Here is a 12,476-nt window from a genome sequence, read left to right as displayed (position 1 = left end):
CCCGCCACTGCGCCCAGCACAGAACCGGCGATGCGGTTTTCATCCTGCACCGGTGCGCGGTGCGTCACGGTGACATTGCGGCATTCCTGACGCGGCGTTTTGATGGTTTCTTTAATCGGCGTTGCGGCGAGCACCTGCGCATATTGCGGACCGGCAGAAAAGACGTCCAGGCTGGCTACCGCGGCAATCCCCAGAGCGGCAGCGACACCAATTCCAACACCGGCTAACATTGACTTGTTCACAGGAAACCTCCTGAAAGTGTTACCACGCATTTTTTCCGGGGTCTGTTACCGGCTGCACCGCGCTTATTATTTTGCGCATGGGCGGCTTGCGGTATCCCGGTTTACGGCGTGCGCGACGCGCCGTCTGTAAACGAGGTAAAGTCTGCACAATGATCTGAAGGCCCGCAATAAGACAAAGGGACCAAAAATGCGGGAAAACGGCCGTTTTCCCGTTGTTTAGGAGGAATCTTAAGAATTTTACCCATGCCGATGACGGCTTGTGCAGAAGAATCAAACAACCGCCGCCGATCGCCTCGCGCCGCCATAAAAAAACCCGCGCGGGCGAACCGGCGCGGGTTGATCGACAAAGGCGGGATCAGTGCATCTTCAGACGCGGACGGATCACCCGGTTGATGCCGCCCACCAGCATCATCAGGCCGGTTTTGATGTAGCCATGCAGCGCCACCTGGTGCATGCGGTACAGCGAGATGTAAACGAAGCGCGCGATGCGCCCTTCCACCATCATGGAGCCGCGCATCAGGTTGCCCATCAGGCTGCCGACGGTGCTGAAGCGCGACAGCGACACCAGCGAGCCGTGGTCTTTATACACGTATGGCTTCAGCGTCTGGCCGTTCATCAGCGCCAGAATATTGGTGGCGCAGCGCGAGGCCATCTGGTGCGCCGACTGCGCGCGCGGCGGCACGAAACCGCCGCCCTCTTTCGGGCAGGAGGCGCAGTCGCCGATGGCGAAGATGTTCGGATCGCGCGTGGTCTGCAGCGTCGGCTCTACCACCAGCTGGTTGATGCGGTTGGTTTCCAGGCCGCCGATGTCCTTCATAAAGTCCGGCGCCTTGATGCCGGCCGCCCACACCATCAGATCGGCGTCGATGAATTCGCCGCCCTTGGTGTTCAGGCCTTTGGCGTCCGCGCTGGTCACCATGGTGTTGGTCAGCACGCGCACGCCCAGTTTGATCAACTCCTGGTGCGCGGCGGCGGAAATGCGCGGCGGCAGCGCCGGCAGGATGCGCTCGCCGGCTTCCACCAGCGTCACGTTGAGCGCGCTGTTGTCCAGGCCTTCGAAACCGTAGCTGTGCAACTGCTTCACCGCGTTGTGCAGTTCGGCGGACAGTTCAACGCCGGTGGCGCCGCCGCCGACGATAGCGATGTTGACCCGCTCTTTTTGCCCCGGCTGCGCCGAGAACTTCAGGAACAGGTTGAGCATTTCGTTGTGGAAACGACGTGCCTGATGGGGGTTATCCAGGAAGATGCAGTGCTCTTTCACGCCCGGCGTACCGAAATCGTTCGAGGTGCTGCCCAGCGCCATCACCAAGATGTCGTACGGCAATTCGCGCGCCGGCACCAGTTCGCCGCCCTGCTCGTCGCAGATCTGCGCCAGCTGCAGAGTTTGCGTCTCGCGGTTGATGTTGGTCAACGACCCCAGTTGGAAGCTGAAATGGTGATTGCGCGCGTGCGCCAGGTAGCTGAGCGCATCCACGCCGTCATCGAGGGAACCGGTCGCCACTTCGTGCAACAGCGGTTTCCACAAATGGCTGTGGTTGCGATCCACCAGCGTGATCTCGGCTTTGTTCTTGCGGCCAAGTTTATGGCCCAGGCTGGTCGCCAGCTCCAGACCACCGGCGCCGCCGCCAACAATAACGATTTTCTTCTTTGGCGTTGTCAAAATAACCCCCTAAATGTGAACCATTTGTTATCCCAGGGTAAATAAATAATATCCTTAGAATACATAGGGTTCGCGTAAAATAAATCGGCTCTCTGCAGCCAGAATAGCATGTGAGGTTATTTGGTCATACCAAAATTGACGTACATCAAATTTTTTTGGTTAAAGGCTGGACGCGGGGATTTTTTGGGGATTGTGATTCAAATAGTTAGCGCTGAGTCACAGTTTTAAATTTTGCCGATTGCCACAGAGAATCTTGCTTTGACGCACAAAAAAGCCGCACTTTCCGTCGGTGAAAAACGGGGAGCGCGGCTCGCGGCAGCGTTATGAAACTGTTAACCCAGCGCCTTGAACGCCTTGAGCCGCTGCAGATGCGGCGAGATGTTTTTGAACTTGTGCGTCTGCTGTTCATCCCACACAATCTCGTAGTAGTGATGCAGCAATTCGGCGCTGCGCCGGTTATCCAGCACCTCGTCGTGGCGCGACAGCACCACCAGACAGCGATCGCGGTTTTTCTCGCGGAAATCCTCCACGCACTTGGTGGCGATATCGCGATACTCTTCCGGCCGGTCTATCTTGCCGTGCATGTGCTCTTCCGGGTACAGGTTGGGATTGAACATCGCCTGGCGAATGCCGCACAGGAAACCGATGCGCTCCGCCCAGAAGCCGCCGAGGCCGACCCCGCAGATCAACGGGTGCGCGTCGCCGCCCTGCTGCACCGCCTTGTCCACCTCTTTCAACAAATGCTGCATGTCGTGACGCGGATGCAGCGTGCTGTAGCTGATAAAGCGCACGTCCGGATCGATAAACTGCAGCTGTAACACCTTTTCATGATTGCCGGGACTGGTGGAATCGAAGCCGTGCAAATAGATAATCATGTGGATCCTCGCAACAAGCCAAGGGCCGCGGGCGCGGCCCTCATCATTTCCGCTCTGCGCCGCGGTGCGGCGCCTGGATTCACCCTTGCGAACGCTGCTTGTGCTCCTCCCAGCGCTCGCTCAGCGCGCTGAGCGCCTTGTGCGCCTGCTGCCAGCGCTCGGAGTCGCGCAGTTCCTGACGGGTGAACTGACCGCGATGATATAACCGCTTCACCTTCTCTGCTTTGACCGGGGACAGGTTATCCAACACGCTGACCGCGCCTTCGCGGTGGTTGCACACCAGGATCATGTCGCAACCGGCATCCAGCGCCGCCTGGCCGCGTTCGGCATAGCTGCCCATGATGGCGGCGCCTTCCATCGACAGATCGTCGGAGAAAATCACGCCGTCGAAGCCCAGCTCCTGACGCAGGATCTGCTGCAGCCAGTACGGCGAGCCGCTGGCCGGACGCGGGTCCGCTTCAGTATAGATGACGTGGGCCGGCATGACGGCGTCCAACAGCTGACGGTTGATCAGCTCGCGGAAGATCGCCATGTCGTGCTCGCGGATCTGCGCCAGCGGCCGCGGATCGCGCGGGGTTTCCTTGTGCGAATCGGCGCTGACGGCGCCGTGCCCCGGGAAGTGTTTGCCGGTGGTTTTCATGCCGGCGCTGTGCATGCCGAGGATGAAGCGTTCCGCCATCGCCAACGCCTGCGGCGGATCGCTGTGGAACGAACGCTCGCCGATCGCCGCGCTGCCGTGGCCGATGTCCAGCACCGGCGCAAAGCTGATGTCGATATCCTGCGCGATCATTTCCGCCGCCATCAGCCAGCCGGCCTCCTGCGCCAGACGGCCGCCTTCCTGCGCATCGTGCAACGCGGCAAACGACTGCGCCGCCGGCAGACGGGTGAAGCCCTCGCGGAAGCGCTGCACGCGCCCGCCTTCCTGATCTACCGCCACCACCAGCCGATCGTGCGATTCGGCGCGGATCTGGCGCACCAGCTCACGCAGCTGCTCCGCATCGTGGAAGTTGCGGGTAAACAAGATCAATCCGCCAACCAGCGGGTGTTTCAATATTTCGCGTTCTTCTGCATCCAGCTCGTAGCCGGCGACATCTAGCATTACTGGGCCCACGGGCACCTCACTTCATTGTGTTCGTTCAGAATTCGGATGGTGATAAACAGAATCGCCGGCGCAGCGCAGCGCCCCAGCGCAAAAATTCAACGTCGCCGCTCTGCTGCCAGCGCACTTCAAACCACAGCAGCATCAGATAATCCACCCACGGCAGCCAACGGCGCACCTGTGCCTGCAGCCGGGCGATGTCGTGATAATCCTGACGCGCGTAGTGCTGCAAAAAGCGCTGCTGCCGTTCGGCCGACCAGCCGTTGCTGCGAAACAGCGCGGCGATATCCAGCGCCACATCACCGTCGGCGGCATACTCCCAGTCGATCAGCCGCAGCCCTTCGCCGGTGGCGAGCAGATTGCCCGGATGGATATCCATGTGCAGCGGCGCCAGACGCAGCGGCCGTGGCAAGGCGCTGCGTAAAAAATGACGCTGCAGGCGCAGCCAGGCGGGAGTTAAACGCCGCGTATCCAGCTGCTGCCAGTAGCGGAGGAACTGCCGCCGCAGATCCAGCCGGTAACCGCTGAGCGGCCGCCGATGCAGCGTCGCCACCATCGCCGCCAGCTCGCCGCGCTGATTCAGCGCGTCAAACTCGGCAATTGTGACGACGTCACCTTCAAGCCATTCGAGGATAAGCCACTGATTATTCTGCGCGAAAACCCGTGGCCCCAGCCCCGGCGCGCAGCGACGCAAGACCTGCGCTTCCCGCCGCCTGCTCACGCCCAGCGCGCGTTTCTCCGCGCTGTGTTGCCGCGCCAGCAGCGTAATGCCCGCGCCGTCGATACGCCAGCTCTCGCCGGTCAGCCCCTGCACCGGGCTGAAATGACAACCGGCGGTATTCACCGCCGGCAGTCTGGTTTCCATCAATCGTCGCAGCGCGGCCTCAGCGTTTAACGGCGCCATTGCCCGACCAGACGATCTCGCCGGTTTGCACCAGCATCAGCTGCATATCCAACGCCGGCGACTTCACGTCGCCGCTGACGTCGCTGTACAGCACGTACTGCGCGCCGACGATGCGCGCCAGGCCAATCGCCTTGCTGCGCGAGCCGAAGCTGTCATCCGCCGACAGGCCCAGCGTTTGTCTGGCGCTTGTCAGCTTCGCTTCCGGCACCACGCTGAAGGTGGAGTTCGACGCCAGCGCCTTATACAGCGCCGCGGTGGCTTTGCCCATCTGCAGCGAACCGTTGGTGTTGTTCTTGACGCTGTCCAGCAGCAACACGCTGCCGGCCGTGACGCCATCGGCCTTCAACATCTGCCCCACCAGCGGCTGAACACTGCCCAGCCAGTCGAGCTGCTGGATTTTCGGCGGCTGCGGCACCGGCTCGGTAGTTGGCGGCTGCGGCTGCTCGACCGGCGGCTGCGGCTGATCCGGCTCGACGGTGACCGGCGGCAGCGGTTGTTCCGGCTCAGGCGGGCTCGACAGACAGCCGCTCAGGGTGAATGCGGCCAGCGCCACTAAGACGTACTTTTTCATGCTTTTTCTCCAAACCTGGCAAGCGCTTACAGGTACAGATACAGACGCGCGCTTTTAGCGTCCAGATTGCCGTTAATCGAGTAGATTTTGGCGTCCGAGTTGGGCGCCACCACGATCTCGCGCGGTTTCTCGAAGGGGCGAATATCCAGTCCCTGCGCGTCGTACCAATAGAAACGGTAATGTACGGTGACCGGCGTCGGCTGACTGTTATTGAGCACCGAGGTTGCCATCACCCGCCCGGAAGCGTTCGAAATCGAGGGCGTATCGGCCAGAATGCCGGCAGTCAGCACCGAAGGATCCATCACCACCGTCTGCCCTTGGTTGACCGCGATGCCGGGCGGTGAGCTGCATCCCATCAACAACGCGGCGGGCAGCGCCAACGCCATCAGACCACGCAGAGTTTTTTTACCGCGCATGATTTCCTCGCTTAACGTGACAACAGCGGCCCCAGCGAGCGGCCACCGACCAGGTGCATATGAATATGATAGACCTCCTGACCGGCGTGGCGATTGCAGTTGACGATCAGGCGGTAGCCGTCCTCGGCAATGCCTTCCTGTTCGGCGATTTTCGCCGCGGCGGTGATCATACGGCCCAGCGCGGCTTCGTGCTCCACGGTCACGTCGTTGACGGTTGGGATCAGCACGTTGGGAACGATCAGCACATGGGTGGGCGCCTGGGGGGAGATGTCACGGAAAGCGGTCACCAGTTCATCCTGGTAAACCACATCAGCAGGGATTTCGCGGCGGATAATTTTACTGAAAATCGTTTCTTCGGCCATCTGGCGTTCCTTGTTATACACAATTAGCTGTACGCAGTATGAGTGACAAATTCTACTGCTTTCAACCTGATTGCGCACTTTCCACGTCGAGTGTTGCAGATTCGCGCAGCCCGGTCCCCCGCTTGTGCATCTTTTCACTTTGGTTATTCACTATTGTTGCTTTACTTGCCCCGCGCCGCCGCCAATAGTAACCCCATGATTAACAAAGGATAGAGGGCGTTATGTTACCGAGGATTCCGGCGCTGTGCGCGCTGTTGCTGAGCGCCGCCGTGCAGGCGGCCCCGTCGGGCGGTATCGATCTGCAGGCTAATCGACAGCCGATACGCGCAGAGAAGAACCCCGCCGCTATCGCGCTGATCCCGGCGAACTTTCACTTCGCGGTGCCCGGCAAGCTGACGGTGGCGGTGGCATTTGAGAACTCCCCGCCGCTGGCGCTGTTCGCCGAAGACAATAAAACGCTGATCGGCAGCGATCCGGACATCGCCCGCCTGGTGGCCGACAGCCTCGGGCTGGAGCTGAATCTGGTGCCCACCTCCTGGGAAGATTGGCCGCTTGGCATCAGCGCGGGCAAATACGATGCGGCGATCTTCAACATCGCCGTCACCAAACAGCGTAAAACCAAATTCGACTTCGCCACTTACCGAGTGGACACGCTGGGCTTTTACGTCAAATCCACCAGCAACATCACCGCGATCAACCGGCCGCAGGACGTCGCCGGTCTGCGGATCATCGTCGGATCCGGCACCAATCAGGAAAACATTCTGCTGGGATGGGATAAGCAGNCCGCCGGGCTGCCGCCGGTGCAGCCGATCTACGTGACCGACGACGCCGCCACCAACCTCAGCATTCAGTCCGGGCGCGCCGATGCGTTCTTCGGCCCCCACTCTACCGGCGCCTACAAGGCGGCGCTGACCGGCAAAACCAAAATGGTCGGCATCGGCCCCAACGTGGCCTATGTCGCGGTCACCACCAAAAAAGGCAACGGGTTGGTGAACGCCGTCAACGCCGCCATCAATGGCGCTATCGTCAGCGGCGAATATGCGCAGGTGCTGGAACGCTGGGGCGAAGGCGACGAAAAGGTCGAGCGTTCAACCATCAACCCGCCGGGCATCGGCGACTAGCCGCCGATCAACTGCGGCGCATGCCGACGCATCCACTCGGCCAGCGAGTCCAACGTTGGCCGCAGCGATTTGCCCAGCGCGGTGACCTGATACTCCACTCGCGGCGGCACTTCGGGAAACACCTGCCGCGTCACCAGACCGCGCTGTTCGAACAGCCGCAGCTGGCGCGTCAGCTCTTTTTGCGCAATGGGCGCCACCGCCCGCTGCAGCTCGCTGAATCGCACCGGGCCGTCGATCATGATCAGCCGGTACAAGATCGGTATCGCCCATTTGCCCGACACCAGATTGACGAAGTCCACCATCGGGCAAGGTTCACCCGCCGTCGGCAACGCCGCCAAATTATTTTCCGCCGCTAAGGGCGCTTGCGTCGTCATTTCATCCCACCTCGTCCATTAGTATCCAAAAGGTGCCTACTATGCAAAAGTAACTATAGCGCAAATAATGCCGAAACTGACGCTAAAGAGGAATCGGTTATGTCACGACTGCAAGGCAAATACGCATTGATCACCGGCGGCACCAGCGGCATCGGGTTGGAAACCGCCCGCCAGTTCATCGCCGAGGGCGCGACGGTGGCGATCACCGGCCGCAGCCAACGCGCCCTGGACGCGGCGGGCCAGGCATTGGCGGGCAACGCGCTGCTGCTGCTGAGCGACGCCGGCGACCTCCCACAACAGCGCGCGCTGGCGCAGCAGTTGGAGCAACGGTGGCCGCGGCTGGACGTGCTGTACGTTAACGCCGGCGACGTCACGCACCGCCCGCTGCAGGAATGGGATGAACAGAGCTACCAGCGGCTGATGGACATCAACCTCAAGGGACCGTTCTTTCTGATCCAGGCGCTGCTGCCGCTGCTGGCCAACCCTTCTTCGGTGATCCTGTGCGGTTCGGTCAGCGCCCATATCGGCCTGCCGCAGAGCAGCGCCTACGCCGCCAGCAAAGCCGGTTTGTTATCTTTGGCCAGAACGCTCTCCGGCGAACTGCACGCGCGCGGCATTCGCGTCAACGGCCTCAGCCCCGGCCCGACCGAAACCCCGGCGCTGGGTAAGCTGGGGCTGGCGGAAGCGGATGAGCAGGCATTGCGCGACGATATCCGCGCGCTGGTGCCGATCGGCCGCATGGGCAGCGCGCTGGAACTGGCCAAAGCGGCGGTGTTTCTGGCGGCGGACGAGTCGGCATTTATGGTCGGCGCGGAGCTGCAAATGGACGGCGGCGTGGGGAACCTGTAACCGCGCGCGACACCCTAAGAAGGCCGCTTGCGCGGCCTTTATCTGTCCTTATCAGCTCACCCCTTGAATCGGATTGGTATTAAAGGTGTAGACCACGATCTTCCGTTGGCCCTGCTGTTTCTCCAATACAAATACTTCACGGTTTAAATCGATCAGGGTGGCGCCGTCGCTTATTCGGGTGACCGTTGCGCCGCGATGATGGTGCGTTCGCACATAGGCCATATTACCGTTCACGCTGACGCTGTCATAAGCAAACTCGGTTTCAAATTTCTCGTTTTTAAATAAGTTGTCATATTGTTGGCGGCGCTTTTCATTGCTGTCCGCCGTCGGTTTTTCGTTCCATTGCGAGTAACTTTCTGGCGCAAAAAGTGACAAAATCGTTTGTGTGTCGCCGGCGTTAAGCGCTGTCTGGTAGCGGTTTATCAGCTCATACACCGCCTTCTGCTCTGCCGCGACGCCCGCCTCTGCGGAAACCCTGTAACGTTGCGGTACGGCCTCGCTGCTTGCGGCATAAGTTTGGCCGCACAAACCCGCGCCCGCCAATAACAATACGGCAGTTAACTTTTTCATATAAATATCCTCTTCGGCGTTATTTCATTATGGCAATAAAGGATGCGATTTCAGATAAATAAAAACGCTTAAAATAAATTATCCAATGCCGCGTTAAATTGACAGCCGGCATATTTAAAAATACTCTTTTAATAATTTAAATAATGGAAGCTGTTAACATGAACGAACTGCATGCGTTGCGCGTGTTCTGCCAGGTGGTGGAAATGGAGGGATTCAGCCAGGCGGCAACCAAAATGGGGCTCTCCCCAGCCAGCGTCACGTACAGCATCAATCAGCTTGAAAAACAGTTCGGGCAGTCCCTCTTCAAGCGTTCAACCCGGCGCTTCTCGCTGACCAGCGCCGGGGAGCGTTGCTATCGCACCGCGCAAGAGATACTGCGGCAGTTTGACCAGCTGAAAAACGACATGTCGGGTGACTTTGAACAACCGCGCGGACCGCTGCGGGTTGAGATAGCCTCAATGCTGAGCAGCATGCATATCGCCCCGGCGCTGCCGGCTTTTTTGGCGCAATACCCGGAGTTGCAGCTCAGCGTGTCGGTTAGCGATCGCCTGGTCAATCCAGCGGAAGATCGCGCCGACGTATTTATTCGCATCGGCGCCGGCGACATCCCCGAGATGGTCAGCCGTCAATTGCTGCAACCACGCTACCTGTGCTGTGCGTCGCCCGATTATTTTGCGCGCCATGGCCGGCCGGAACACCCGGAACAGCTGCAACAGCATCAGCGGCTGGGATTTATGCGTTCAGGCGCAGCGGCGGCGGACGACTGGCAGTTCATTCGCGGCGACGAACGCTACTCTCTGGCGCCCAGCCCGCTGCTGAGCTTCAACCATTCTCAATCGCTGTGCGAGGTTGCCAGGAATCACCTCGGCCTGGTTTACTTGCTGGATTGCACGCTGGAAAATTATCTAAAGACAGGGGAATTGGAGCCGATACTGCAGGAATGGGCGCCCACAGGGGCGCCGATCAATATTCTCTATCCGCGCCTGCGGGATCGCAGCTACAAAATTCGGGTCTTCGTCGACTTCATCAGCGAGCTGTTCACCGACAAATTCGCCAGGCCCTGAGCGTGCGCCTCACCCCAGTCCAGGGATATCGACGCCGAAAGTCTGCAGCAGCAACACCCCGTTGAGCAGCACGATCACCACCGTGCCGACCACCGCCGCCAGACTGGTCCAGCGGCCGTTGGCGAACTCGCCCATGATGTCGCGGCGACGGGTGAACATCACCAACGCGATCATCGGCGCCGGCAGCGCCAGGCTCAACACCACCTGGCTGTAGACCAGCGCGTCGGTGGCGTTGACGCCCATCGCCACCACGATAAACGCCGGCACCATGGTGACCAGGCGGCGTACCCACACCGGGATACGGAAACCGACGAAGCCCTGCATGATCATTTGCCCGGCCATGGTGCCCACCACCGAGCTGGAAATGCCGGAGGCGATCAGCGACGCAAGGAAGATGCCGGCCGCCGCCGCGCCGAACAGCGGCGTCAGCGTATGGTAGGCGGTGCCAATTTCGGCCACGTCGCTGTTACCGGCGTGGAAGGCGCTCGAGGCCATGATCACCATCGCAATATTCACCAGCCCGGCCAGCGCCAGCGCGATCACCACTTCAATATTGGAAAAACGCAGCAGCTTGCGCCGCTCGCCGTTGTCGCTGGCCGGGCTGCGGTGCTGGGTCAATCCCGAGTGCAGGAAAATGGCGTGCGGCATCACGGTGGCGCCGATAATGCCGACGGCGATGGTCAGCGCCTGGGCATCCGGCAACTGCGGCGTCACCATGCCGATGCCGGCCGCCTGCCAGTCTACCGGCACGATGAACATCTCCACCAGATAGCACAGCGCGATGATGCCCACCAGGCCGCCGATCATCAGCTCGACCGGGCGGAAACCTTTCTTTTCCACCATCAACAGCGCATAGGTGATCACCGCCGTCACCCCCATCCCCGCCAGCAGCGGCATATGGAACAGCAGCGCCAGCGCAATCGCCCCGCCGAGAAACTCCGCCAAATCAGTGGCCATCGCCGCCACTTCGCTGAGCAGCCACATGCCGATCACCACCGGCCGTGAAAACTGGTCGCGGCACATTTCCGCCAGATTGCGGTTGGTGACGATGCCCAGTTTGGCCGACAGCGCCTGAAACAGCATGGCGATCAGGTTGGCCATCACCACCACCCACAGCAGGCTGTAGCCGTATTTCGCCCCGGCCTGAATGTTGGTGGCGAAATTACCGGGGTCCATATAGGCGATCGAGGCAATCACCGCCGGGCCGGCGAACAGCAACGGCGTAAAGGCGCCGCGCTTGCGTCCGGCAAGGGCGGCGCCAATCGCGATGTTGGTCCGTTCGGTTAACGATGAGGGAGTAGCCGCGTCTCGCATGAAGTACCCTTAATCTTTTGCTGGTTATTTTTCCACCGATCATGCTGACAATGTAGCATCGGCTACACTTTATGCAACAGGCAAAATTAATGGGCTTTGTGTAGAGATATTTCTAACTACCACAATGCGTGGCATCGAATTGATAATGTGTGCTATTTGGACTAACTTAGGGCAACCCTCCCCGCATTACCGGGAGACGCCATTCTTATGCTTACAGGACGCCCCACGCTATGGTTACCCGCGCGCCAGATAACGCCGACCGCCACGCCCAGACCGACATGCCGGACGAGGCCGAGCACGCCCTGCGTTTTAGCCGCGCCCGCGAAGCGCAGTCCAATGCGCTGATCGAAGATTACGTTGAGCTGATCGCCGATTTGCTGCAAAGCACCCGCGAAGCCAGAACCACCGATATCGCGCGCCGCTTCGGCGTGTCTCACCCGACGGCGATCAAAAATATCGCGCGGCTGAAAAGCGCCGGGCTGGTGGAATCGCGCCCTTATCGCGGGGTGTTTCTAACGGAAGAAGGCGAGCAACTAGCGCAGAAGGTGCGCCGCCGTCACCGCATCGTGGTCGATCTGCTGATGTGCCTCGGGGTGCCGAGCGAAACCGCCGAGCTGGACAGCGAAGGGATTGAACACCATATCTCGGACGAAACGCTGGCGGTGTTCGAGCATTACCTGCAAAAACATGCCAACCCCTGACTCCCGGAGCGCCGATGAGCTATGCCGTGCTGCAAGTCCACGACCTGCGCCTGGTGGTGTTCGCCGAAGCGGGGCCGCTGCTGAAAGACGAAAACGACGTCAGCCTGTTTATCGCGCCCGCCTTTGAACACGAGGCCGGGATGATCGCCCTCCCTGTCAACCGCCTCGACGCCGCCTTTTTCCAGCTCAAAAGTGGCATTGCCGGCGCCGTATTGCAGAAATTCATCAACTACCGCCTGCGCGTGGCGCTGCTGGGCGATATCACCCCCTGGTTAGCGCAAAGCAACGCGCTGCAAGACCTTGTGCGCGAAGCCAACCGCGGCGAACAGGTCTGGTTCCTCCCTTCTCTCGCCG

16 protein-coding genes and 1 pseudogene are annotated in these 12,476 nt (G+C 60.4%); 5 read left to right on the top strand and 12 right to left on the bottom strand.

Features of this window, described 5'->3' with window-relative positions; all coding sequences use genetic code 11:
• From ADK28_RS25455 to hinT, 9 genes and pseudogenes are all read right to left on the bottom strand, one after another.
• Positions 1-230: pseudogene (locus tag ADK28_RS25455) on the bottom strand (hypothetical protein); the annotation flags it as partial.
• A gap of 113 nt (positions 231-343) precedes the next feature.
• Positions 344-589: a hypothetical protein gene (locus ADK28_RS31880; RefSeq protein ID WP_126186846.1), complete on the bottom strand. Its 246-nt coding sequence runs from the start codon at positions 587-589 to the stop codon at positions 344-346.
• Between the two features lie 8 nt (positions 590-597).
• Positions 598-1,902: an NAD(P)/FAD-dependent oxidoreductase gene (locus ADK28_RS25450; RefSeq protein WP_004928794.1), complete on the bottom strand. Its 1,305-nt coding sequence runs from the start codon at positions 1,900-1,902 to the stop codon at positions 598-600.
• Positions 1,903-2,234: 332 nt separating this feature from the next.
• Positions 2,235-2,777, bottom strand: a complete 543-nt coding sequence (ycfP, locus tag ADK28_RS25445) for an alpha/beta hydrolase YcfP (protein WP_015377468.1) — start codon at positions 2,775-2,777, stop codon at positions 2,235-2,237.
• A 79-nt stretch (positions 2,778-2,856) separates the two neighbouring features.
• The gene (gene nagZ, locus ADK28_RS25440) at positions 2,857-3,876 is read right to left on the bottom strand and encodes a beta-N-acetylhexosaminidase (protein WP_016928173.1); all 1,020 of its coding nucleotides are present in this window, start codon (positions 3,874-3,876) and stop codon (positions 2,857-2,859) included.
• A gap of 37 nt (positions 3,877-3,913) precedes the next feature.
• On the bottom strand, positions 3,914-4,780 hold the full coding sequence (thiK, locus tag ADK28_RS25435) for a thiamine kinase (RefSeq protein WP_033640677.1): 867 nt from the start codon (positions 4,778-4,780) through the stop codon (positions 3,914-3,916).
• Positions 4,761-5,351 (bottom strand): penicillin-binding protein activator LpoB, encoded by a 591-nt coding sequence (gene lpoB / locus ADK28_RS25430; RefSeq protein WP_048796996.1) that lies wholly within the window; start codon positions 5,349-5,351, stop codon positions 4,761-4,763. The genes thiK and lpoB overlap by 20 nt, the downstream gene beginning before the upstream one ends.
• Positions 5,352-5,377: 26 nt before the next feature.
• Complete coding sequence (locus tag ADK28_RS25425) at positions 5,378-5,767, bottom strand: YcfL family protein (RefSeq protein WP_016928175.1); 390 nt, start codon at positions 5,765-5,767, stop codon at positions 5,378-5,380.
• Between the two features lie 11 nt (positions 5,768-5,778).
• Complete coding sequence (hinT, locus tag ADK28_RS25420) at positions 5,779-6,129, bottom strand: purine nucleoside phosphoramidase (RefSeq protein WP_004928776.1); 351 nt, start codon at positions 6,127-6,129, stop codon at positions 5,779-5,781.
• Positions 6,130-6,350: 221 nt separating this feature from the next.
• Between hinT and ADK28_RS25415 the strand changes: the two genes are divergently transcribed.
• A complete protein-coding gene (locus tag ADK28_RS25415) occupies positions 6,351-7,250 on the top strand; it encodes a transporter substrate-binding domain-containing protein (protein ID WP_048796995.1) in 900 nt (299 codons plus the stop codon).
• Here the strand turns inward: ADK28_RS25415 and ADK28_RS25410 are convergent.
• On the bottom strand, positions 7,247-7,624 hold the full coding sequence (locus ADK28_RS25410) for a winged helix-turn-helix transcriptional regulator (RefSeq protein WP_072270887.1): 378 nt from the start codon (positions 7,622-7,624) through the stop codon (positions 7,247-7,249). The two genes, ADK28_RS25415 and ADK28_RS25410, sit on opposite strands and share 4 nt — an antisense overlap.
• Positions 7,625-7,723: 99 nt before the next feature.
• Between ADK28_RS25410 and ADK28_RS25405 the strand changes: the two genes are divergently transcribed.
• A complete protein-coding gene (locus ADK28_RS25405) occupies positions 7,724-8,473 on the top strand; it encodes an SDR family oxidoreductase (protein WP_048796994.1) in 750 nt (249 codons plus the stop codon).
• A gap of 51 nt (positions 8,474-8,524) precedes the next feature.
• On the opposite strand, the gene ADK28_RS25400 is transcribed toward ADK28_RS25405, so the two are convergent.
• Complete coding sequence (locus ADK28_RS25400) at positions 8,525-9,043, bottom strand: YybH family protein (protein WP_048796993.1); 519 nt, start codon at positions 9,041-9,043, stop codon at positions 8,525-8,527.
• 158 nt (positions 9,044-9,201) lie between these two features.
• Between ADK28_RS25400 and ADK28_RS25395 the strand changes: the two genes are divergently transcribed.
• Positions 9,202-10,107 (top strand): LysR family transcriptional regulator, encoded by a 906-nt coding sequence (locus ADK28_RS25395; protein ID WP_048796992.1) that lies wholly within the window; start codon positions 9,202-9,204, stop codon positions 10,105-10,107.
• A 9-nt stretch (positions 10,108-10,116) separates the two neighbouring features.
• Here ADK28_RS25395 and ADK28_RS25390 read toward each other — a convergent pair whose 3' ends face one another.
• On the bottom strand, positions 10,117-11,421 hold the full coding sequence (locus ADK28_RS25390; protein WP_048796991.1) for an Nramp family divalent metal transporter: 1,305 nt from the start codon (positions 11,419-11,421) through the stop codon (positions 10,117-10,119).
• Positions 11,422-11,651: 230 nt separating this feature from the next.
• On the opposite strand from ADK28_RS25390, the gene mntR reads away from it, so the two are divergent.
• Both mntR and ADK28_RS25380 read left to right on the top strand, forming a co-directional pair.
• The gene (mntR, locus tag ADK28_RS25385) at positions 11,652-12,122 is read left to right on the top strand and encodes a manganese-binding transcriptional regulator MntR (protein ID WP_046686860.1); all 471 of its coding nucleotides are present in this window, start codon (positions 11,652-11,654) and stop codon (positions 12,120-12,122) included.
• 14 nt (positions 12,123-12,136) lie between these two features.
• A partial coding sequence (locus ADK28_RS25380; protein ID WP_048796990.1) for a DUF4180 domain-containing protein occupies positions 12,137-12,476 on the top strand: 340 nt, incomplete at its 3' end.

The organism is Serratia sp. 506_PEND, assembly GCF_001076875.1.
GTDB lineage: Bacteria > Pseudomonadota > Gammaproteobacteria > Enterobacterales > Enterobacteriaceae > Serratia > Serratia marcescens.
This window is presented reverse-complemented; position numbering and strand designations above follow the sequence as displayed.